The following is a 23,722-nucleotide window of genomic DNA, read 5'->3' as shown; positions in this document are numbered from 1 at the left end:
AACTGGCTGCGCCAATAACGCCTGGTGGGATAGGCTCTTATTCAATCAATTTTAATAACGGCGACAGGCACAACAATATTCCATATAACAGAATAAGCCAGGTTTTCAGGCCGCGTAATTTTTCCAGTTGCGCTACTTTATAAATCAGGAAAAAGGGAATAATACACGCGACAATGCCATAAAGCGGACTGCCTAACTGGAAAAAGACCAATACTGAGACGCGAAACGAAACCCAGATAACCAGAGTCACCACGATAAAGACACAGATTCCAGATGTCAGTAACAGTGGGTTGACGTTTTTGACATCCATAATACGACTCAATACATTCAGCACAATACCTTTAAGCGCTTCGTGAAAACCTAAATAAATACCAAAGAACGCGGTAAGTACGGCAAAAATATTGAGGATGGTAGAGGTAATGTGGATGATATGGCCAGGGATTACCTGAGCTGCCAGCGCAAGGGCGGAAATATTCTGCTCAAACGCTGATACCGCCTCTTCATGGCTAATCGAAAAGGTAAATGAGAACGAGAAAAAGAGAATAATGGCAATCAGCGTAATATAGCTAATGCGATGCGTGCGAATCGCCATCCGGGTGGCCAGCACACGGTCAGGCTCGCGCTTACGATAGGCGATGTTCATTGGGTTTAGCACCTGAATGAAGACCGCGGAAAAGAAGCAAAATGGGATAGTGAGCAGTACGTCGCGAAAGAAAACCGATGCGGCGGGAAAGGCGGAAATATTATCAAGATTCCAGTGTGGGATCATCGCGAAACCGAATATCAGAATGATCCCGACTTTTACTACCACCATCGGGCCGGAAATTTTAAATAATAACTTTTCCCCGCCGGAGGCAATCGCCACCAGCACGGCGAAAATCGCGACTTTATAGATAATAGACTGCGAAAGATCGGCCTCAGTAAGGCCGAAGGTTTTGATATAGGAGGCGCTATCAAACACCACCGACAGGGAGTAAATAAACACCCCGTGGATAATCATAAGAAAATAGATTACACCGAGAAAAATGCCCCAGTTTTTGCCAAGATAGTGACTGATAATATCCGTATAATCGTCACAGGTTTCGCTTTCAGATAACGTTTTTAGATAAATATCCTGCACAATATAGGTAGCGGGATAGGCGATGATAAAAGCGGTAATAAATACCCAGATCCCCTTGAGACCGATTTGCACTGGCATTAAGACGGTACCGGCGCCGATCGCCATACCGATACACAAGAGCACCCAGCCAAAATCATATTTTGTAAACGGTAATCTCGTTGAAAGCGGTGTGGTCGTAGCGTTACTGTTATTTAATGGTAATGTGTCGTCCTGCATAGAGCCCCCTGCCCAAAATATAGGCAGCTCTCTCATAAAGAATGCTGCCTATAACCAGGCTATAGTGCCTTGATACCCGATGCGGCAAACCGGTGACAGCGGTTCGCCGAGCAATCGTCAGAATGCTGCTTTTCTGCTGGCGCGTTCAAGGTCATGAATAATATCGTCGGGATCTTCAGGTCCCGCTGAAAGACGGATAAGTTCGTCGGTAATACCTGCTTTTAGCCATTCCTCTGGCGCAACAGGCGAATATGTCATAGACGCAGGATGCTGAACGAGGGTTTCGGTATCACCGGGACTGGCCGCGAGGAGGCATAATTTACAGAATTGAGCGGCTGACTGCCAGCCTCAGAAATGCTGAATGTATTCTGGCAAATAAAAGTAATCGTCTGCGAAGCGTCACGCAGATTGTACGTTAGCGCCGTGCCGGGACGGGGATTTTGCCGTAATATCAGCAGCAAGCCGGGTTTACCCGGTGAGGCGCAATGTTGCGGGGGCTTGATCCCCGGCGGCATAGGTTGCTGGATAGAGAAAACCCCCGCACGTTGACTGGTATAAACCTGGCAACCTGACGGGGGCTAACTTGAACCTCAACACATCAAGGATAGCCGCGAACGGTTGCCATTGCAACAAGGCGGCTATATGACGCTTACGCAGTTGGGCGTGGCCTTCTGGCACGATCTGGCGGCGCCGATCATTGCTGGCATTATCGCCAGTGTGATCGTCAACTGGCTACGTGACAGGAAGTAACGCGTTTTGAGCGTCTGTCCGCCGTAATGGCAACATGCGCCCGAACCAGGCCGCAGGGGAAACCTTGCGGCCTTTTTCGGTTTACTGCGGGTAAGGCACCCAGTCGCCGCCATTCAGACGAACGTAGGGCTTACCCTGATACTGAATCACCACCGCATTAGCGTTTTCTGAAACCGGCGCGGTTTGCGGCAGATTGCTGGTCAGCTTGTTCCAGTTCACACTGTCTTCGGTAAAGAGCTTACCGTCCACGGCGCGTACGACCAGTTCGGAAATAGCCAGGTAGCTGCTCGGCTGGTTAATATCAATCGGCGCGCCCTCATGCGGGGCTTTCATGCCAAAAAATTTCACGCCCGCCGGGACGTTGGTGATGGAGGGGCTGGGAATATCGCGCAGGCCTGAGATCTGCATTCTGTCGCCCTTCAGCGCGCCGCCGTGCTCCGGTACGACCACCACCATCACCTTACGCCCGGATTTCTCCAGTTCGGTAAAGAAGGCGTCCAGTTCATCGAACAGTTTCTGCGCGCGGATTTTATAATCCGCCGTTTTGCTGACGCCAGGGAAGTGGTTGCCATCGTGCAGCGGCAGCAGGTTAAAGAAAGTCGCGGAGCGGGAATTGGCTTCACGTTCTTCCCCTGTCAACCAGCGGTTCAGGACCGCCAGATCGTCATATACCGGCGAGCCGTCGAATGACAGCAGGGCGGTTGGCAGGCCGGACTGGTTCATCAGTTCGCTCTGCATACCGCCGTTTTCGCGAACTTCTTTCAGGAAGCCGCCAAATTCACCGTTATGATCCATCATCAGATGCTGAGTAAAGCCCAGTTTCGCCAGATTATCAAACAGATAACATTCATTATCGGCTGGTTGATAAAGTCGGGTATGCGATGGTTGACCGCAGCTGGCGCGCAGCAGACGAATGGCCGCCGGGCCGCTGTAAGACGTACCGGAATTAAAGTGTTTAAACAAAATGTCAAAGTGCGACCATAGCGGATGTGACATCAAGCCTGCCGCTTCGACATCCGACCAGGAGAGCGAACAAATATTGATGACCAATAGGTCGAACGGCTGCGCATCAGGCGGAAGCTGCGCCGGGAACGTCGTTTTCCGCTTTTCTTCCGCGGCATAGAAGGTGTTCAACCAGGCGTTCAGATTTGCGGTCGTCGGCGGCGCGGTTTGCGCAGGCATATCGCCGATGACCGGCTTATCGCCCGCTGTCGCGACGGTAGCGGCCGCATTACCGCCAGTCGTCGTCACCGTATCGGTTGGCTGGCCTGCCGGCCACAGCGTAAAAACCGGGCCGGTTAATGTCAGGACATTCAGCCATACCATGATGGCGACCACAAACACCGTGACCCGAATCCACTGTGATAAAAAAAGCCAGGCAACCAGCAGTACGAAGATGGCGCCGATCATTTGCCAGTTAATAAAACGGGCGATCAGATCGAGCAGATAACCGGAGCTGAATTCCGCCACCTGCGTCCCCTGGCTCATAATGCTTTGCGGGCCGGGCAACCAGGTATCATGCCAGAACAGCGCGAAGCCGACGGGAATGGCAATCCAGTGGCGCAACCGGTGAAGGCGATACTTTGGTATTGGCATGAGCAGAAACGCCATGAATACCAGATTCAGTAAAGGATGAAAATTCAGATAGCCTGCCCATAGCAGGCCAAACTTGACCAGAAAATAGAAGTTCCAGCCGGAAAGACCGCGCCAGTATTGCCAGAGCGGAGAAGGCATTGAAGGAGTTTGAGTATGCTGAGTCATTTTTTGTCTGCCTTGACTTTCGTAGCGCGGCGCAGAGTTCCGGCTGGTTTTACATAACGAGGTTTGGCAAATAGCAGCCGGGTCGTATCACTGATACGGCGTAGCGAATGACGCGCCAGATACCCCAGCGGAAAGAAAATCAGCGCGCAAAAAAGAATAATTTGCACGATATCGCTGATGGTCATCATGATGCACGCTCCGCGGTGTCGTCGAGCAATCGCAGGGGTTCAGGAATACGACGCCAGATACGGCCATCGTGTTCGGCATTTATTACCGGGTCGGCGCGTTTTGCCAGCGGTAGCGGCGTTCCCCACAGTTCCGGCGACAATAAGCGCATCTGCACCAGCTCGGCGCTGATTTGTTTATCTTCGAACCAGACCATACGATTAGAGAAAATATCGCCCGTCGGCAAAGGGAAAATATGGTTTAACGCGGTATCCAGATCGTTGACCCGGCAGAATGATAAAAACAGCACCAGACGGTTGCCGCCGATGGTCATAATATCGCCGGTTCGGTTTGGCCGACATAATGTTAACGCCTGCTCAACCCGAATGCCCGGCACTGGGCGCAGCGCGACCAGAACGCCTTTCCCATCGGCGGGGAGCAGGGTGTTGCTCATCATCGTATGGATGGCATCGCAGAAGGTATCCCACGGCTGAAAACCGCGCAGTTTCAACGGCTGCGTCATCGACAGTAGCGTGGTGATGTCTTCCGGTACGTAACGGCTGAACTGCTGCCCCTGCACGCTTTCAATAAGCGTCAGACAGCGTGAAAGCGGGGCGTTCCAGGGAATGATCATATTCGCGCCGCAGCCCAGCAGCAGGCGCTCATCGGTGGCGCGCAAACTGGCGATATTTTCGCGCACGACAATTTTCAGCGCGCTTCCCCGCTGGCGTCGCAAAGTATGAATGCGACGAGCAAGCGGCTCGATTTGGTTGTTCTGTGTAAGCGAAAAAATAATTGTCGCGGCCTGCGCCGTGCGCGCGTCGTTGAATAGCGCTTCGTTATTGTCGAAAAGCGTCCAGTGTTCCGAGAGCGGCGGCGCGCCTTCAAGGACGGCGACGTGGCTAAGAATGCGTTTTTCGTCGCTACGCGGCTGAATTGCCGTCTCCTCCTGATGGGATAGCGTCCAGCGTTCGTCCTGCTGACACAGCAATAACTGCTGTCGGGCGCTGACGCCTTTTTCGTTACACCAGAAGGCAATATCGAACAAATGTTGGTCGCCCTGAAAACGTAAACTGGCGAGGCCGAAAAGTGAGCGATACTCGCCCATCAACAACGAGGACTGTTTATCGCTATTATTACAAGGGTTAATAACCAACAATGAACAGTGATGAAAACGAGTCCATTTATTCATTTTTTCCAGCCATTTATGCAGGCTTTTTGACGTTATATTCCGCCACGTGTTATTTGCACAAATAAGAATGAAAAAGTAATGCGTCGGGTTAACAGAACAAAGCAAATCGTGGGGCAAAGAGTATAGCCCTTTTTCTGAATCCGGCATGGTAAATAAGCGGATTTTCTCCGGACCGTGAGATTCATCTAATTTGATTACTTTGCCAGGATCGCCTTCCATGCCGATGACGGCGACATTTGCATTCTCCGTTTGTGACGCAATCGTTTGATTCACCAGGCTGATGGCATCTTGCTGGCGATCGGCGTTAACCCACCAGACGCCGCCGGTTGGCATATGGCGCAGTTCATCCCATAATGATGAGATGCCGAGAGAAAATACGGGGTCCACAGTGTCCCTCATGTCACTATTTTAACTGTTTATCAGTTTACTAGCGAAAGCACAGAAATAAACCTAACATTGAAATTAAAACGCATCAGATTTAGCATGTGAATCAATTTGTCCGGCAGGATGCCCTGTAACTCTGCGCTTTGCATTTTTACACATTATAAATGATGTCACGGAAAGATGAAAAATGCGCGTTCTCCCGTATTGACGACGGGGCGTAATGCTGCCAGTGAGAAATATTTAAAAAGGAGCAACCAGAATGTATAACAATGAACCTGGCGCTCAGTCCGATCCAACGTTGGGCTACACTTTTCAAAATGATTTTCTGGCATTAAGCCAGGCGTTTTCACTACCCGAAATAGATTATACCGATATTTCCCAACGCGAACAGTTGGCGGCGGCGATTAAAAGATGGCCACTCCTGGCTGAATTTGCGCAACCACATTCATTAAGGAAGCCATGAATGGCGATTCTGGGACTGCAGGGCGTGCGCGGCGGGGTGGGAACCACATCTCTCACCGCAGCACTCGCCTGGGCGTTACAAATCTTAGGGGAAAATGTCCTGGTGATTGACGCCAGCCCCGATAACCTGCTGCGTATGTCGTTTAACGTCGACTTCGTCCATCAGGGCGGTTGGGCGCGATCGTTGCTGGACGGCCAGGACTGGCGCGATGCCGGATTACGTTATACCTCACAGCTTGATCTACTGCCGTTTGGACAGCTCACCGCGCAAGAGCGGGAAAATCCGCAGGCCTGGCAGGAGACGCTGGGAGAGATCGGATCGGCTATCCAGGCGCTGAAAGCGAGCGGGCGTTATAGCTGGATTTTACTGGACTTGCCCTACGGCGCGTCACCGCTGACACGGCAGCTGGTGAGCCTCTGCGACCATACGCTGGCGATAGCCCAGGTTGACGCTAACTGCCATATTCGCCTTCATCAGCAGGCGTTGCCTGCCGGGGCGCATATTCTGATCAATGACTTACGCATTGGCAGTCAGTTACAGGACGATCTGTACCAGGTCTGGCTGCAAAGCCAGCGCCGGTTGCTGCCCATTGTGATCCATCGCGATGAGGCGATGGCGGAGTGCATGGCGTCGAAACAACCGTTAGGCGAATATCGCAGCGATTCGTTAGCCGCCGAAGAGGTGTTAACGCTGGCGAACTGGTGCCTGCTGCATGATGCGGGCGACAAAACGTCCGCCGGGAGCCTGCGATGAGCGCCCTTTCCCGGTGGCTGCTTATCCCGCCGGTTAGCGCGCGCTTGAGCGAGCGCTATCAGGGTTACCGCCGCCACGGCGCGTCGCCGTTTAGCGCAGTGCTCGGCTGCCTGTGGACTATTCTGGCGTGGATAGTGTTTCCGCTTGAGCATCCGCGCTGGCAGCGTATTCGCGACGGGCATAAAGCGCTTTACCCGCATATTAACGCCGCCCGCCCGCGCCCGCTGGACCCGGCCCGTTACCTCATTCAGACCCTCTGGCTGGTGATGATCTCGTCGACTAAAGAACGTCATGAACCGCGCTGGCGGTCATTTGCGCGCCTGAAGGACGTTCGTGGACGTTACCATCAATGGATGGATACCTTACCGGAACGGGTGCGCCAAAAGACAACGCACCTGGAAAAGGAAAAAGAGCTGGGACATCTTAGCAACGGCGCCCGGCGTTTTATTCTGGGCGTTATCGTGACCTTTTCACTGATACTGGCGCTGATCTGTATTACGCAGCCATTTAACCCGCTATCGCAATTTATCTTTCTGCTGTTGCTGTGGGGCGTTGCGCTGTTGGTACGACGTATGCCGGGACGCTTTTCCGCGCTGATGCTCATCGTGCTGTCGCTAACGGTCTCCTGTCGTTATATCTGGTGGCGCTATACCTCGACGCTAAATTGGGACGACCCGGTCAGTCTGGTGTGCGGGCTGATTCTGCTGTTTGCGGAAACCTACGCCTGGATTGTGCTGGTGCTGGGGTACTTCCAGGTGGTGTGGCCGTTAAATCGTCAACCGGTGCCGTTGCCGAAAGAGATGTCGCAGTGGCCGACGGTGGATATTTTTGTACCGACCTATAACGAAGACCTTAATGTAGTCAAAAATACCATTTACGCTTCGCTTGGCATTGACTGGCCGAAGGACAAGCTGAATATCTGGATCCTTGATGACGGCGGGCGCGAATCATTTCGTCAGTTTGCCCGACATGTTGGCGTGCATTACATTGCCCGCGCCACGCACGAACATGCCAAAGCCGGCAACATCAACAATGCGCTAAAACACGCGAAAGGCGAGTTTGTGGCGATCTTCGATTGCGACCATGTGCCGACACGCTCGTTTCTGCAAATGACAATGGGCTGGTTCCTGAAAGAAAAACAACTGGCGATGATGCAGACGCCGCATCATTTCTTCTCCCCGGACCCGTTTGAGCGCAACCTGGGACGTTTTCGTAAAACGCCTAACGAAGGCACGCTGTTTTACGGACTGGTGCAGGACGGTAACGATATGTGGGACGCCACTTTCTTTTGCGGATCGTGCGCGGTGATTCGCCGTAAGCCGCTGGATGAGATTGGCGGTATCGCCGTTGAGACGGTGACGGAAGATGCGCATACTTCGCTCCGGCTGCACCGGCGAGGTTATATCTCAGCGTATATGCGCATTCCGCAGGCGGCGGGGCTGGCGACGGAAAGCCTGTCGGCGCATATCGGGCAGCGTATTCGTTGGGCGCGGGGCATGGTGCAAATTTTCCGCCTCGATAACCCTCTGTTTGGTAAAGGCTTAAAACTGGCGCAGCGGCTGTGCTACCTCAACGCGATGTTCCATTTCTTGTCCGGCATTCCGCGCCTGATCTTTCTGACCGCGCCGCTGGCTTTTCTGCTGCTGCACGCCTATATCATTTATGCGCCTGCGTTGATGATTGCGCTATTTGTGATACCGCACATGGTCCACGCCAGCCTGACTAACTCGAAGATTCAGGGCAAGTATCGTCACTCTTTCTGGAGTGAAATCTATGAAACGGTACTGGCATGGTATATCGCACCACCGACTCTGGTCGCGTTGATCAATCCGCACAAAGGGAAATTTAACGTCACGGCGAAAGGCGGGCTGGTGGAAGAGAAGTACGTCGACTGGGTAATCTCGCGTCCGTATATCTTCCTTGTCTTGCTTAACCTGCTCGGCGTGGCGGCGGGCGTATGGCGATACTATTACGGGCCGGAAAATGAAACGCTGACCGTCATCGTTAGCCTGGTGTGGGTCTTCTACAACCTGGTCATTCTCGGCGGCGCGGTTGCGGTTTCTGTAGAGAGTAAACAGGTCAGGCGCGCGCATCGGGTCGAGATTGCCATGCCGGGGGCCATCGCCCGCGAAGATGGACATTTGTTCTCCTGTACCGTACATGACTTCTCCGACGGCGGGTTAGGCATCAAGATCAACGGTCAGGCGCAGGTGCTGGAAGGGCAGAAAGTGAATCTGTTGCTTAAACGCGGGCAGCAGGAATATGTCTTTCCAACGCAGGTGGTGCGCGTAACGGGCAATGAGGTCGGGCTACAACTGATGCCGCTCACCACCAAACAACATATTGATTTTGTGCAGTGTACCTTCGCGCGCGCCGATACGTGGGCGCTTTGGCAAGATAGCTTCCCGGAAGATAAACCGCTGGAAAGCTTGCTGGATATTCTGAAGCTGGGCTTCCGCGGATATCGCCACCTCGCGGAATTCGCGCCGCCTTCAGTAAAAGTAATTTTCCGATCGTTGACGGCGTTAATTGCCTGGATTGTATCGTTTATTCCGCGTCGCCCGGAGCGGCAAGCGGCGATACAGCCGTCGGATCGGGTTATGGCTCAGGCTCAACAATGATGATAATGCGATGAAAAGAAAATTGTCCTGGATGTGTGCGGCGGTAATAGGATTAAGCGCGTTTCCTGCTTTCATGACGGCGGCGGCGCCTGCTACGCCGCCATTGATAAATGCTGAATCCACCGAGCCTGCGCCGTCGCCCGCAACTGAGGCGCCCGTCGTGGCGCAGACCGCGCCTTCGCGCGAGGTCAAGCTGACCTTTGCGCAAATCGCGCCGCCGCCGGGTAGTATGGCGCTGCGTGGCGTTAACCCTAACGGCGGCATTGAATTTGGTATGCGCAGCGATGAAGTGGCGTCGAAAGCGGTGCTGAATCTGGAATATACGCCCTCGCCGTCGCTCCTGCCGGTTCAGTCGCAGCTCAAGGTTTATCTCAATGATGAACTGATGGGCGTATTGCCGGTGACAAAAGAGCAGTTGGGGAAAAAGACGCTGGCGCAGGTACCTATTAATCCGCTATTTATCACCGACTTTAACCGGGTGCGGCTGGAGTTTGTCGGCCACTATCGCGACGTGTGTGAAAACCCGGCCAGCAGTACTCTGTGGTTAGACATCGGGCGAAATAGCGCCCTGGATCTGACCTATAACATGCTGGCGGTGAATAACGATCTGTCCCACTTCCCGGTGCCGTTTTTTGATCCGCGGGATAACCGTCCGGTGACGTTGCCGATAGTGTTTGCTGACATGCCGGACCTGGCGCAGCAGCAGGCGGCTTCTATTGTCGCGTCCTGGTTTGGCTCGCGGGCGGGCTGGCGCGGTCAGCGCTTCCCGGTGTTGTATAATCACCTGCCGGATCGCAATGCGATCGTGTTCGCCACCAACGATCGACGCCCCGATTTCCTGCGCGATCATCCTGCGGTTAACGCGCCGGTTATCGAGATGATGAGCCATCCGGATAATCCGTATGTGAAGTTGCTGATCGTGTTTGGCCGTGATGATAAAGACCTGTTGCAGGCGGCAAAAGGTATCGCGCAAGGGAATATTCTCTTCCGTGGTTCCAGCGTGGTGGTCAACGATGTAAAACCGCTGCTGGCGCGCAAACCGTATGATGCGCCGAACTGGGTGCGTACCGATCGCCCGGTCACTTTTGGCGAGCTGAAAACCTATGAAGAGCAGCTCCAGTCGAGTGGGCTGGAGCCGGCGCCCATCAACGTTTCTTTGAATCTGCCGCCGGACCTCTATTTGCTGCGTAGCAACGGTATTGATATGGATCTCAACTACCGTTATACCTCGCCGCCGACCAAAGACAGTTCACGGCTGGATATCAGTCTGAATAACCAGTTCCTGCAAGCCTTTAGCCTTAATAGCACGCAGGAAACTAATCGACTCCTGTTGCGCTTGCCGGTACTTCAGGGACTGCTGGATGGTAAAACGGATGTGTCTATTCCGGCGCTCAAACTGGGGGCGATGAACCAACTACGTTTTGACTTCCGCTACATGAACCCGATGCCGGGCGGGTCGGTGGACAACTGTATTACCTTCCAGCCGGTACCGAATCATGTGGTGATAGGGGATGACTCCACTATCGATTTTTCGAAATATTACCACTTTATCGCGATGCCGGATTTACGCGCGTTCGCCAATGCGGGTTTCCCGTTCAGCCGGATGGCCGACCTGTCTGACACGCTGGCGGTGATGCCGAAGACCCCAACCGAAGCGCAAATGGAAACGCTGTTGAATACGGTCGGCACCATTGGCGGGCAGACCGGTTTCCCGGCAATTAATCTGACAATCACCGATGATAGCGCTCAGATAGCCGACAAAGACGCCGATCTGCTGATTATTGGCGCTATTCCTGGCAAGCTAAAAGACGATAAGCGTATCGATCTGTTGGTGCAGGCGACACAAAGCTGGGTAAAAACCCCGATGCGGCAGACCGCTTTCCCGTCGATTATGCCGGATGAGGCCGATCGCGCGGCGGATGCGCAGTCCACCGTCACCGCCAGCGGCCCGATGGCGGCGGTGGTGGGCTTCCAGTCGCCGTTTAATGATCAGCGCAGCGTGATTGCTCTGCTGGCTGACAGCCCGCGCGGTTACCAGCTACTGAACGACGCTGTGAACGACAGCGGTAAACGCGCCGCGATGTTTGGTTCCGTGGCGGTGATCCGCGAGTCCGGCGTTCACAGTCTGCGCGTTGGCGATATCTATTACGTCGGACATCTGCCGTGGTTTGAGCGGCTGTGGTATGCGCTGGCGAATCACCCGGTGCTGCTGGCGGTACTGGCGGCCCTCAGTGTGGTATTACTGGCGTGGGTATTGTGGCGTCTGCTACGTATTCTCAGTCGCCGTCGTCTCGACCCTGACCATGAGTAACGCATGATGACTATGCTGCGCGGATGGATAACGATGATCGTCATGCTGACGGCAATAAATGCGCAGGCGGCCTGTAGCTGGCCTGCGTGGGAACAGTTCAAGAAAGATTACATTAGCCAGCAGGGACGCGTTATCGATCCGGGCGATGCGCGAAAAATTACCACCTCCGAAGGGCAAAGCTACGCCATGTTCTTTGCCCTGGCGGCGAACGATCGACCGGCGTTCGCGCAACTGTTTAACTGGACGCAAAACAATCTGGCGCAGGGATCGCTGCGTGAACATCTGCCCGCCTGGCTGTGGGGACAAAAAGATCCCGACACCTGGTCGGTGCTGGACAGCAACTCCGCGTCCGACGGCGATATCTGGATGGCATGGTCGCTGCTGGAGGCCGGTCGTCTGTGGAAAGAGACGCGTTATACCGAGGTGGGCACGGCGTTGCTAAAACGCATCGCTCGCGAAGAGGTCGTGAATGTGCCGGGGCTGGGCTCAATGCTGCTACCTGGCAAAATCGGCTTTGCCGAGGCGAATAGCTGGCGTTTTAACCCAAGCTATCTGCCGCCGCAGTTGGCGCAATACTTTAGCCGTTTTGGCGCGCCGTGGTCGACGCTACGGGAAACCAATTTGCGGCTTTTGCTGGAAACCGCGCCGAAAGGTTTCTCGCCGGACTGGGTGCGTTATGAAAGTAAGCAAGGCTGGCAGTTGAAAGCGGAAAAGACGCTGATCAGTAGCTACGATGCGATTCGCGTCTATTTATGGGCGGGAATGATGCATGATGGCGATCCGCAAAAAGCGCGTTTACTGGCGCGATTTAAACCGATGGCGACGTTAACGATGAAAAACGGCGTTCCACCGGAGAAAGTGGATGTCGTCAGCGGGAACGCGCAAGGGACGGGGCCGGTCGGGTTTTCTGCCGCCTTACTGCCTTTCCTACAAAATCGCGACGCCCAGGCCGTGCAGCGACAGCGGGTCGCAGACCATTTTCCTGGCAGCGATGCCTATTACAACTATGTGCTGACTCTCTTTGGACAAGGCTGGGATCAGCACCGTTTTCGCTTCACCGTCAAAGGTGAATTATTACCTGACTGGGGCCAGGAATGCGTAAGTTCACGTTAAGTCTCATGCACGCTTTTTTGCCGGCTGGCGGTCGAAACGCCTTACCTGGCAAAAGGGGCGTTTCTCGGACATTGTTGGGTTTATCGCTTGGTATGGCGCTAACACCGCTTGCCGGCGCAGCGACCTCCGCGCAGCAACAGTTGCTGGAGCAGGTTCGGCTGGGCGAGGCCATGCACCGTGAGGACTTAGTCCGTCAGTCGCTCTATCGCCTGGAGCTGATCGACCCCAATGATCCACAGGTTATCGCCGCCCGTTTCCGCTATCTGTTGCGTCAGGGGGATAGCGACGGGGCGCAGAAGCTACTTGATCGGCTGGCACAACTGGCGCCGGAGTCGACGGTGTATCAATCTTCCCGCACCGCGATGCTGCTCTCCACGTCGCAAGGACGCCAGTCTTTGCAGGAGGCGCGTTTACTGGCGACGACCGGCCATACTGAACAAGCGATCGCCAGCTACGACAAGCTGTTTAAAGGTTATCCGCCGGAGGGCGAACTGGCGGTCGAATACTGGACGACCGTGGCGAAATTGCCCGCCCGCCGTCACGAAGCGATTAACCAGCTACAGAAAATCAATGCCGTCAGTCCGGGTAATAACGCTCTGCAAAATGCGCTGGCGCAACTGTTGTTCGCCAGCGGGCGGCGCGATGAGGGATTCGCGGTGCTAAAACAGATGGCGAAATCCAGTACGGGACGCAGCGCGGCCTCCGCCATCTGGTACCAGCAGATAAAAGATCTCCCGGTGAGCGACGCCAGCGTAAAAGCGTTGCAAGACTATCTGACGCAGTTTAGCGAAGGCGATAGCGTGTCTGCCGCCCGCGCCCAGCTTAGCGAGCAGCAAAAACAGTTAGCCGATCCGGCGTTTCGCGCGCGCTCGCAGGGCATCGCGGCGGTTAATGCCGGGGAAGGCGGTAAGGCCATTGCGCAATTGCAGCAGGCGGTGAGCGCCCGGCAGGACGACAGCGAGGCGGTCGGCGCGCTTGGGCAGGCATACTCACAGCGTGGCGATCGCGCCCGCGCCGTCGCGCAGTTTGAAAAAGCGCTGGCGATGGCGCCGCACAGCAGCAGCCGCGATAAGTGGGAGAGTCTGCTGAAGGTCAATCGCTACTGGCTGTTAATTCAGCAGGGCGACGCGGCCTTAAAAGCGAATAATCTGGCCCAGGCGGAGCGTTTCTATCAGCAGGCGCGAGCAGTGGATAACACCGACAGCTACGCGGTACTGGGGCTGGGGGATGTGGCGATGGCGCGCAAAGATAATGCCGCCGCCGAACGTTATTATCAGCAGACGCTGCGTATGGATAGCGGTAATACCAATGCTGTACGCGGGCTGGCGAATCTTTATCGCCAGCAGTCGCCGCAAAAAGCCGCCGCGTTTATCGCTTCTCTTTCCGCCAGCCAGCGGCGCAGTATCGACGATATCGAACGCAGTCTGGAAAATGACCGTCTGGCGCAGCAGGCGGAAACGCTGGAAAGCGAGGGCAAATGGGCGCAGGCCGCAGAACTGCACCGTCGCCGGCTGGCATTAGATCCGGGGAGCGTGTGGGTGACGTACCGACTGTCACGCGATCTGTGGCAGGCCGGGCAGCACGCCCAGGCCGATGCGCAAATGCGCTCTCTGGCGCAGCAGAAGCCAAACGATCCGGAACAGGTCTATGCTTATGGGCTTTATCTTTCCGGCAGCGATCGGGACCGGGCGGCGCTGGCGCATCTCAATACCCTGCCGACCAGCCAGTGGAACAGCAATATTCAGGAACTGGCGGGCCGATTGCAAAGTAACCAGGTGCTGGAAAGCGCTAACCGCTTGCGCGATAGCGGCAAAGAACGCGAAGCGGAAGCGCTGTTACGTCAGCAGCCGCCCTCTACGCGCATTGCGTTAACGTTGGCGGACTGGGCGCAGCAGCGTGGCGATAATGCGGCGGCCCGCGCCGCTTATGACGCCGTTCTGGCGCGGGAACCGGGTAATGTCGATGCCATGCTGGGGCGGGTGGAAATCGACATCGCACAGGGCGATAACGCCGCGGCGCGCGCTCAACTGGCGGCGCTGCCTGCGTCGCAAATCACCTCTATTAACATGCAGCGCCGCGTCGCGCTGGCGCAGCTCCAGCTTGGCGATATCACGGCGGCAGCGCGGACCTTCAACCGCATTACGCCGCAGGCAAAAGCACAGCCGCCATCAATGGAAAGCGCAATGGTATTGCGTGACGCCGCCGCTTTTCAGGCGCAAACGGGCGAGCCGCAGCGGGCGCTGGAGACCTACAAAGAGGCAATGGTCGCCGCGGCGATTACGCCGGTTCTTCCCCAGGATAACGATACCTTTACCCGCCTGACGCGCAATGATGAAAAAGATGACTGGCTAAAACGCGGCGTGCGTAGCGATGCGGCGGAGCTGTACCGTCAGCAGGATCTCAATGTCACGTTGGCGCACGATTATTGGGGGTCGAGCGGGACTGGCGGTTACTCCGATCTGAAGGCGCATACCACGATGCTTCAGGTGGATGCGCCCTGGTCGGACGGACGGGCGTTCTTTCGTACTGATATGGTGAATATGGATGTTGGCCGTTTCTCTACGGATGCGGACGGAAAATACGATAATAACTGGGGTACCTGTACGCTGGAGAAATGCAGCGGACATCGTAGCCAGGCCGATACGGGCGCGAGCGTGGCGGTCGGCTGGCAGAATGAGACCTGGCGCTGGGATATCGGCACGACGCCGATGGGCTTTAATGTCGTTGATGTGGTCGGCGGCGTCAGCTATAGCGACGATATCGGGCCGTTGGGTTATACCCTGAATGCGCATCGTCGCCCGATCTCCAGTTCGCTGCTGGCGTTTGGCGGGCAAAAGGACGCCAGCAGCAATACCGGCACCAAATGGGGCGGCGTGCGGGCCAACGGCGGCGGCGTCAGTCTCAGCTATGATAAAGGCGAAGCAAACGGTGTCTGGGCGTCGCTCAGCGGCGACCAGTTGAGCGGTAAAAATGTGGAAGATAACTGGCGCGTGCGCTGGATGACCGGTTATTACTATAAGGTGATTAACGAGAATAACCGCCGCGTTACCGTCGGGCTGAATAACATGATCTGGCATTACGACAAGGATTTGAGCGGTTATTCACTGGGTCAGGGCGGTTATTATAGCCCGCAGGAATACCTGTCGTTTGCGGTGCCGGTGATGTGGCGGCAGCGTACGGAAAACTGGTCGTGGGAGCTAGGCGGCTCGGTATCCTGGTCGCACTCCCGCAACCGTACCATGCCGCGTTATCCGCTGATGAATTTGATCCCGGCGGATTATCAGGAGGATGCGCGTGACCAGACCAACGGCGGCGGTAGCAGCCAGGGATTTGGCTATACCGCACGGGCGCTCATTGAACGCCGGGTCACTGCCAACTGGTTTGTGGGTACGGCTGTCGATATTCAGCAGGCGAAAGACTATACCCCCAGTCATCTGCTGCTGTATGTCCGTTATTCCGCGGCGGGCTGGCAGGGGGATATGGATTTACCGCCACAGCCTCTGGTGCCTTACGCTGACTGGTAATCATTGCGTCAGGCCTACGAATTGACAGGCATCGTAGGCCTGAGAAGCGCAGCGCCATCAGACGCTATCATTAACCGTTATTCAGAAAAGTCCTTTTCAGATACAGCCTCTCTTAATGCCGCAGCAATCGGGTATACTCAGGCGGCAGTCCGGGATATCCAGGGAGAGTCAATTTGCGCGTCAGCCGCTCGTTAACAATTAAACAGATGGCAATGGTTGCGGCCGTTGTCATGGTGTTTGTTTTTGTCTTTTGCACCGTTTTGTTGTTCCATCTGGTACAGCAGAACCGCTACAACACGGCTACGCAACTGGAAAGCATCGCGCGATCTGTTCGGGAACCTCTTTCTTCCGCGATTTTAAAAGCGGATCTCCCCGGCGCGGAAACCATTCTGGAAAGTATTAAACCTGCGGGCGTGGTGAGTCGCGCCGATGTGGTATTGCCGAATCAGTTCCAGGCGTTGCGTAAGCGCTTCATTCCTGAACGCCCCGTCCCGGTTATGGTGACGCGTCTCTTCGAACTGCCGGTACAAATTTCTTTGCCGGTTTATTCGTTGGAGCGTCCTGCCAATCCGCAACCGCTGGCCTACCTTGTATTGCAGGCGGATTCGTACCGTATGTACAAGTTCGTCATGAGCGCGCTCTCTACGTTAGTGACCATTTACTTACTTTTATCGCTGATCCTGACGGTGGCCATCGCCTGGTGCGTAAACCGCCTGATTGTGCATCCGCTGCGCAAAATCGCCCGCGAGCTGAACGACATTCCGCAGCAGGAGCTGATCGGACATCAGCTGGCGTTGCCGCGTCTGCATCAGGATGATGAAATTGGGATGCTGGTGCGCAGCTATAACCTCAACCAGCAGCTTATGCAGCGTCAACGCGAGGAGCAAACGGACAACGCGATGCGTTTTCCGGTTTCCGAGCTGCCCAATAAAGCCTTTTTAATGGCGCTGCTGGAACAGGTTATCACCCGCCAACAGACCACCGCGCTTATCATCGTGACGTGCGAAACGTTGCGTGACACGGCAGGTGTGCTGCAAGAAACGCAGCGGGAGATTCTATTACTGACGCTGGTTGAGAAGCTGAAGTCGGTGCTGGCGCCGCGCATGGTGCTTACGCAGGTCAGCGGGTATGACTTCGCCATTATCGCCCACGGCGTTAAAGAGCCGTGGCACGCCATCACATTAGGTCAGCAAATACTCACTATCATTAATGAACGACTGCCCATTCAGGGTATTCAACTGCGCCCAAGCTGCAGTATTGGCATTGCGATGTATTATGGCGATCTGACCGCCGAAGAGCTCTATGGTCGCGCCGTCTCCGCCGCCTTTACCGCGCGCCGAAAAGGTAAAAATCAGATCCAGTTCTTTGACCCGGCGCAGATGGAGGCCGCTCAACAGCGCCTTACCGAAGAGAGCGATATCCTTACCGCGCTGGATAACCATCAGTTTGCCATTTGGCTGCAGCCGCAGGTCGAGATGCGCAGCGGCAACGTATTAAGCGCCGAAGCCTTGTTACGTATGCAACAGCCGGACGGTAGCTGGGAATTACCAGATGGGCTGATTGAGCGCATTGAATCCTGCGGCCTGATGGTCACGGTGGGCCATTGGGTGCTGGAAGAGTCCTGTCGCCAGCTTGCCGCCTGGCAGGAGCGCGGCGTGACATTGCCGCTCTCCGTCAATCTTTCCGCGTTACAGCTCATGCACCCTGGCATGGTGTCGGAGCTGCTGGAATTGTTAAACCGCTATCGTATTCAACCAGGTACGCTGATTCTTGAGGTCACTGAAAGCCGCCGTATCGACGATCCGCACGCTGCCGTCGCTATCTTACGTCCGTTACGTAATGCTGGCGTGCGTATCGCACTGGATGATTTTGGCATGGGTTACGCGGGGCTGCGCCAGTTACAGCATATGAAGTCGCTACCGGTCGATATCCTTAAAATTGATAAAATGTTTGTCGATGGGTTACCGGATGATCACAGTATGGTGACGGCGATTATTCTGATGGCCCGCAGTCTTAATTTACAATTGATTGCCGAGGGCGTGGAGAACGAGGCGCAACGCGCGTGGCTGGAACAGGCGGGAGTCAACGTCGCGCAAGGCTTCCTGTTTGCTCGGCCCGTTCCCGCGGATATCTTTGAAGAACGGTATCTGTCGCACGAAAATCCTGATTACAAAAGTTAAAAAAGGTCGCGCTTGTGCGAGCCAGCTCAAACTTTTTAACATTTTTGTTTCAATTATGATCCTGGCGCATTTCTGTCATGTTGTGTGGGTGTTATTTTAAGGCCGCAGGTTACTCATAACCTTGCAAGACCTGTGGTTTTTACTTCAAGGACACCCTATGAAAACCTCTCTGTTCAAAAGTCTTTATTTTCAGGTCCTGACAGCAATCGCCATTGGTATTCTCCTTGGCCATTACTATCCTGAACTGGGCGCACAAATGAAACCGCTTGGCGACGCGTTCGTTAAGCTCATTAAGATGATCATCGCTCCTGTCATTTTCTGTACTGTCGTGACGGGCATCGCAGGCATGGAAAGCATGAAGGCGGTGGGCCGTACCGGCGCGGTCGCGCTGCTTTACTTTGAAATTGTCAGTACGATTGCGCTGATTATCGGTCTTATCATCGTCAACGTTGTGCAACCTGGCGCCGGGATGAACGTCGATCCGGCAACGCTGGATGCGCAGGCGGTGGCCGTTTATGCCGCACAAGCCAAGGAGCAGGGCATTATTGCCTTCCTGATGGATGTCATACCGGGCAGCGTGATCGGCGCGTTTGCCAGCGGCAACATTCTGCAGGTCTTACTGTTTGCGGTGTTGTTTGGTTTTGCGCTGCACCGTTTGGGCAGCAAAGGCCAGCTCATTTTCAATGTGATTGAGAGTTTTTCGCAGGTCATTTTCGGCATCATCAATATGATCATGCGCCTGGCGCCGATTGGCGCATTCGGCGCGATGGCCTTCACCATCGGTAAATACGGCGTCGGTTCTCTGGTGCAACTGGGGCAGCTCATTATCTGCTTCTATATCACCTGTATTCTCTTCGTGGTGGTGGTGCTGGGGACGATTGCACGGGTAACGGGCTTTAGCATTTTTAAATTTATTCGCTATATCCGGGAAGAATTACTCATTGTGCTCGGCACCTCCTCTTCCGAGTCAGCGTTGCCGCGTATGCTCGATAAGATGGAAAAACTGGGGTGCCGTAAGTCGGTGGTAGGGCTGGTGATCCCGACGGGGTATTCGTTCAACCTCGATGGCACCTCTATCTACCTGACGATGGCGGCGGTGTTTATCGCCCAGGCGACCAACAGCCATATGGATATCTTCCACCAGATAACGCTGCTGGTCGTGCTGCTGCTATCGTCAAAAGGCGCCGCGGGCGTGACCGGAAGCGGCTTTATTGTGCTGGCGGCCACTATCTCCGCCGTAGGCCATTTACCGGTTGCGGGACTGGCGTTAATCCTCGGTATCGACCGCTTTATGTCCGAAGCGCGCGCGCTGACTAACCTGGTGGGTAACGGCGTGGCGACGGTGGTGGTTGCCAAATGGGTGAAAGAGTTAGATCACCAAAAGCTGGACGATGTGCTTAATAATCGTGCGCCGGATGGCAAAACGCACGAAATTTCCTCCTAATCTCGCCACTTATGCCCGTAGTCCCTTCCAGGACTGCGGGTGTTTGCGCATAATTGACCCCTGCGCCCAAAGCATACAGCATGATGCTTAGGGATTATTTCACTTCTTCCGTGACATTTTTAGGTTCTCGCGGTCTAACACGAAGTGTTTTTACGTCATATTCAGGCATCCCTGCCGGGGCTGTCTTTTTATTACCAGGATTGTTGATCAGGGGTTCACATGCAGGGCACAAAAATTCGACTCTTAGCGGGCAGTCTGTTGATGTTGGCCTCTGCCGGCTATGTGCAGGCAGATGCGCTCCAGCCCGATCCGGCATGGCAACAGGGGACGCTGGCTAATGGGTTACAGTGGCAAGTGTTGGCTACGCCTCAGCGCCCCAGCGATCGTATTGAAGTTCGTCTACAGGTTAATACCGGTTCGCTCACCGAAAGTACGCAACAGAGCGGGTTCAGCCATGCGATTCCCCGTATCGCGCTGACGCAAAGCGGTGGTCTGGATGCCGCACAGGCACGTTCTTTATGGCAGCAAGGGTTTGATCCGAAACGTCCCATGCCGCCCGTTATTGTTTCTTATGATTCCACGCTCTATAACCTCAGTTTACCCAATAACCGTAACGATCTGCTGAAAGAAGCGCTGACCTATCTGGCTAACGTCTCCGGTAAATTAACCATTACGCCAGAGACGGTGAATCATGCGTTAAGCAGCGAAGATATGGTTGCGACGTGGCCAGCAGATACTAAAGAGGGCTGGTGGCGTTATCGGCTGAAAGGATCGGCGTTATTGGGGCACGATCCCGCGGAACCGTTAAAGCAGCCGGTAGACGCAGCCAAAATTCAGGCTTTCTATGAAAAATGGTACACCCCGGATGCCATGACGCTGATTGTTGTCGGCAACATTGATGCGCGCTCCGTCGCCGAGCAGATCAATAAAACGTTCGGTACGCTGAAAGGTAAACGCGAAACGCCCGCCCCGGTGCCGACGCTTTCGCCGCTGCGGGCGGAATCAGTGAGCATTATGACCGATGCGGTGCGCCAGGATCGTCTCTCCATTATGTGGGATACGCCGTGGCAACCGATTCGCGAGTCGGCGGCGCTGTTGCGCTACTGGCAGGCAGATCTGGCGCGCGAAGCGCTGTTCTGGCATATCCAGCAAGAGCTTACTAAAAATAACGCGAAAGATATTGGTCTGGGGTTTGACTGCCGGGTTCTGTTTCTGCGCGCGCAGTGCGCCATCAACATTGAATCACCTAATGATAAGCTCAATACCAATTTGAGCCTGGTGGCGAATGAACTGGCGAAAGTACGCGATAAAGGTCTGTCGGAAGAGGAGTTTACTGCGCTGGTGGCGCAGAAAAATCTCGAATTGCAAAAGCTGTTCGCGACCTACGCGCGTACCGATACTGACATTTTGACTGGACAGCGTATGCGCTCGCTGCAGAATCAGGTGGTGGATATCGCGCCGGAGCAGTATCAGAAGTTGCGTCAGAATTTCCTCAACAGCCTGACCGTCGATATGCTCAATCAGAATCTACGTCAGCAGCTATCGCAGGAGATGGCATTAATTTTGCTGCAACCGCAAGGCGAGCCGGAATTTAATATGAAGGCGTTAAAGGCGACGTGGGATGAAATCATGGTCCCGACAACTGCCGCCGCTGTTGAAGCAGATGAGGCGCATCCGGAAGTGACGGAGACACCGGCGGCACAGTAAGCTGCCGCCTGTCGGCCCGGTAAGCGCAGCGCCACCGGGCAAGAGCGAATGACTTACTGCGGCATCGCGTCGTGCGGAATAATGGCCCCACGGTACTGAATCACCGTGCTGGCCGTCAGGTGTCCGCGCTTCGCGGCATCCGTCGCGCTGCCGCCCGTCAAACGAACGGCCAGATAACCGGCGCTGAAGGAGTCGCCTGCGGCAGTGGTGTCTATCACTTTCTCTTTCGGCAGTTTCACTGCCGGAACGTCAATGAGCGCCTCGCCCGGAATCGAGACCAGGCAAGAGTCCGCCCCGCGTTTTACCACCACTTCCTGCACGCCTGCCGCATGGGTGCGGGCAATGACCTCTTCCACGGGTTGCTGACCCCATAGCGCGTCTTCATCGTCCAGTGTCAGGAAGGCGATATCAGTACATTCCAGCATCTTTTGATAGACCTGCTGCGTTTCTTCGCGACTTGTCCATAAACGCGGGCGATAGTTATTATCAAAAATGACTTTCCCGCCGTTGGCCCGACATTCACGCAATAAAGACAGCAGCTTATCACGGCTGGTCGGGCTTAAAATCGCGAGGCTAATGCCGCTCAGGTAGAGATAATCGAAGGTCGCCAGCGCCTTGCAGATAGCCGCTGACTGCTCGCTCTCCAGCCAGAATTTCGCTGCCGCTTCGTTACGCCAGTAGTAGAAGGTACGCTCGCCAGTGTCATCGGTTTCGATGTAATAGAGGCCTGGCAGGCGATTTTCCATCCGCTGCGTTAGCGAGGTATCCACATTTTCATGCTGCCACGCCTCCAGCATCTGTTGGCTGAAACTGTCGGTACCCAGCGCCGTCACATAGTGAACGGCCAGAGCGGCAGAATCGACCTGACGGGCAATATAAACGGAGGTATTCAGCGTGTCGCCGCCGAAGCCGCGCTGAACATCAGCGCCTTTCTGCGACAGCTCAATCATGCATTCGCCAATCACGGCAATCTTTTTAGACATAGTCGTGAACCTGATCTGTAAAAATTAGCGTTAGTGTGCGCTGTGGATGTTTAGTGGTCAATAATATTAAAACATCGGTCCATTATTTTTTTGAGCAAGTGCGTATTTTTGACAAGTTTCGGGGGCTGTTTTTATTTTGCCAGGGACCGAGGGTAAAGTTCTCTGCCTGAACGCCGATAACCTTTGACGAGTCCGGACAGTCACACTCCCATTAACAGGACAACTGAGATGATAAAGCAGGTTATCCAGCAGCTACGCGTTCCTGATGCAGGTATAGAGAATTTGCAGGAACGGCGCTATTGGCTGCAATGCGAGCGTGCCTATACTTACCAGCCGATATACCAGACGGATGGCCGTCTGATGGCGGTTGAACTTCTCACTGTCGTCACCCATCCTGATAACCCTTCCAGACGTATTGCCCCGGATCGTTATTTCGCGGAGTTAGCGGTTCGACACCGCATTGACGTAGTGAAAGAACAACTTCATCAGCTTGAACAAAAAGCGGATTTTTTCACTCGCCATCACTTATTGGCATCGGTCAATGTCGACGGCCCTACGCTGATTGCCATGCGACGACAGCCGGACATTCTGGCCGCGATGGAGCGCTTACCCTGGCTGCGTTTCGAACTGGTGGAACATATTCGTTTGCCGAAAGACTCCTCTTTCGCCTCGATGTGTGAGTTCGGCCCGCTGTGGCTGGATGATTTTGGTACTGGTATGGCCAATTTTTCAGCGCTGAGCGAAGTGCGTTATGACTACATTAAAGTGGCGCGAGAGCTGTTCGTCATGCTGCGTCAGTCCCCGGAGGGACGCAACCTGTTCACTCTGCTGCTGCAACTGATGAACCGCTACTGCCGCGGCGTTATTGTCGAGGGCGTGGAGACGCTGGAAGAGTGGCGTGATGTGCAGCGTTCGCCCGCCTTTGCCGCCCAGGGCTATTTTCTTTCTCGACCCGTGCCGCTGATATCGCTCGAAGAGGTGATTCTGACCCTGTAACGCCAGACTGTTCCCGTAATACGTGGTATTACGAGGCGC

The 23,722-nt window shown here is 54.8% G+C and carries 16 protein-coding genes and 1 pseudogene; 11 read left to right on the top strand and 6 right to left on the bottom strand.

All coding sequences use genetic code 11. The annotated features are described in order from the left end of the window. Positions 1-37 precede the first annotated feature (37 nt). Both NAZ64_RS10235 and NAZ64_RS10230 read right to left on the bottom strand, forming a co-directional pair. The gene (locus NAZ64_RS10235) at positions 38-1,336 is read right to left on the bottom strand and encodes an aromatic amino acid transport family protein (protein WP_001150163.1); all 1,299 of its coding nucleotides are present in this window, start codon (positions 1,334-1,336) and stop codon (positions 38-40) included. A 117-nt stretch (positions 1,337-1,453) separates the two neighbouring features. Further along, a pseudogene (locus tag NAZ64_RS10230) lies at positions 1,454-1,606 on the bottom strand (PLP-dependent transferase); the annotation flags it as partial. A 372-nt stretch (positions 1,607-1,978) separates the two neighbouring features. Here NAZ64_RS10230 and NAZ64_RS10225 point away from each other — a divergent pair. Then, the gene (locus tag NAZ64_RS10225; protein WP_001537650.1) at positions 1,979-2,086 is read left to right on the top strand and encodes a type I toxin-antitoxin system toxin Ldr family protein; all 108 of its coding nucleotides are present in this window, start codon (positions 1,979-1,981) and stop codon (positions 2,084-2,086) included. An 81-nt stretch (positions 2,087-2,167) separates the two neighbouring features. Here NAZ64_RS10225 and bcsG read toward each other — a convergent pair whose 3' ends face one another. From bcsG to bcsE, 3 genes are read right to left on the bottom strand one after another with little or no spacing between them, the layout of a single operon-like run. Further along, positions 2,168-3,847, bottom strand: a complete 1,680-nt coding sequence (bcsG, locus tag NAZ64_RS10220; protein WP_000192022.1) for a cellulose biosynthesis protein BcsG — start codon at positions 3,845-3,847, stop codon at positions 2,168-2,170. Beyond that, positions 3,844-4,035: a cellulose biosynthesis protein BcsF gene (gene bcsF / locus NAZ64_RS10215; RefSeq protein ID WP_000988321.1), complete on the bottom strand. Its 192-nt coding sequence runs from the start codon at positions 4,033-4,035 to the stop codon at positions 3,844-3,846. The genes bcsG and bcsF overlap by 4 nt, the downstream gene beginning before the upstream one ends. Further along, positions 4,032-5,603: a cellulose biosynthesis c-di-GMP-binding protein BcsE gene (bcsE, locus tag NAZ64_RS10210; protein WP_001205775.1), complete on the bottom strand. Its 1,572-nt coding sequence runs from the start codon at positions 5,601-5,603 to the stop codon at positions 4,032-4,034. Before bcsE ends, bcsF begins: the two co-directional genes overlap by 4 nt. A 244-nt stretch (positions 5,604-5,847) precedes the next feature. On the opposite strand from bcsE, the gene bcsR reads away from it, so the two are divergent. From bcsR to NAZ64_RS10165, 9 genes are all read left to right on the top strand, one after another. After that, positions 5,848-6,051, top strand: coding sequence for a cellulose biosynthesis protein BcsR (gene bcsR / locus NAZ64_RS10205; protein WP_000282616.1), 204 nt, complete (start codon positions 5,848-5,850; stop codon positions 6,049-6,051). Then, positions 6,052-6,804: a cellulose biosynthesis protein BcsQ gene (bcsQ, locus tag NAZ64_RS10200; protein ID WP_000996118.1), complete on the top strand. Its 753-nt coding sequence runs from the start codon at positions 6,052-6,054 to the stop codon at positions 6,802-6,804. Next, positions 6,801-9,425, top strand: a complete 2,625-nt coding sequence (gene bcsA, locus NAZ64_RS10195; protein ID WP_483640925.1) for a UDP-forming cellulose synthase catalytic subunit — start codon at positions 6,801-6,803, stop codon at positions 9,423-9,425. Before bcsQ ends, bcsA begins: the two co-directional genes overlap by 4 nt. 10 nt (positions 9,426-9,435) lie before the next feature. Then, positions 9,436-11,736: a cellulose biosynthesis cyclic di-GMP-binding regulatory protein BcsB gene (gene bcsB / locus NAZ64_RS10190; RefSeq protein WP_220569575.1), complete on the top strand. Its 2,301-nt coding sequence runs from the start codon at positions 9,436-9,438 to the stop codon at positions 11,734-11,736. A gap of 3 nt (positions 11,737-11,739) precedes the next feature. After that, positions 11,740-12,849: a cellulose synthase complex periplasmic endoglucanase BcsZ gene (bcsZ, locus tag NAZ64_RS10185; RefSeq protein ID WP_000988802.1), complete on the top strand. Its 1,110-nt coding sequence runs from the start codon at positions 11,740-11,742 to the stop codon at positions 12,847-12,849. Continuing rightward, positions 12,831-16,373: a cellulose synthase complex outer membrane protein BcsC gene (bcsC, locus tag NAZ64_RS10180; RefSeq protein ID WP_220569576.1), complete on the top strand. Its 3,543-nt coding sequence runs from the start codon at positions 12,831-12,833 to the stop codon at positions 16,371-16,373. The genes bcsZ and bcsC overlap by 19 nt, the downstream gene beginning before the upstream one ends. 173 nt (positions 16,374-16,546) lie before the next feature. Further along, a complete protein-coding gene (hmsP, locus tag NAZ64_RS10175) occupies positions 16,547-18,553 on the top strand; it encodes a biofilm formation regulator HmsP (RefSeq protein ID WP_001266356.1) in 2,007 nt (668 codons plus the stop codon). A gap of 157 nt (positions 18,554-18,710) precedes the next feature. Beyond that, positions 18,711-19,997: a C4-dicarboxylate transporter DctC gene (dctA, locus tag NAZ64_RS10170; RefSeq protein ID WP_000858228.1), complete on the top strand. Its 1,287-nt coding sequence runs from the start codon at positions 18,711-18,713 to the stop codon at positions 19,995-19,997. Between the two features lie 219 nt (positions 19,998-20,216). Beyond that, entirely contained in the window at positions 20,217-21,704 is a 1,488-nt protein-coding gene (locus tag NAZ64_RS10165) for a M16 family metallopeptidase (RefSeq protein ID WP_001163182.1), read from the top strand. A gap of 53 nt (positions 21,705-21,757) precedes the next feature. Here NAZ64_RS10165 and kdgK read toward each other — a convergent pair whose 3' ends face one another. Further along, positions 21,758-22,687 carry a 2-dehydro-3-deoxygluconokinase gene (gene kdgK, locus NAZ64_RS10160; RefSeq protein WP_220569577.1) on the bottom strand — a complete coding sequence of 310 codons (930 nt, stop codon included), beginning with the start codon at positions 22,685-22,687 and terminating at the stop codon, positions 21,758-21,760. A gap of 228 nt (positions 22,688-22,915) precedes the next feature. Here kdgK and pdeH point away from each other — a divergent pair, with 228 nt between their 5' ends. Then, positions 22,916-23,683 (top strand): cyclic-guanylate-specific phosphodiesterase, encoded by a 768-nt coding sequence (gene pdeH / locus NAZ64_RS10155; protein WP_000595626.1) that lies wholly within the window; start codon positions 22,916-22,918, stop codon positions 23,681-23,683. The last annotated feature ends 39 nt before the right edge of the window (positions 23,684-23,722 follow it).

The sequence above is a fragment of the Salmonella sp. A1325 genome, assembly GCF_056991255.1.
This window is presented reverse-complemented; position numbering and strand designations above follow the sequence as displayed.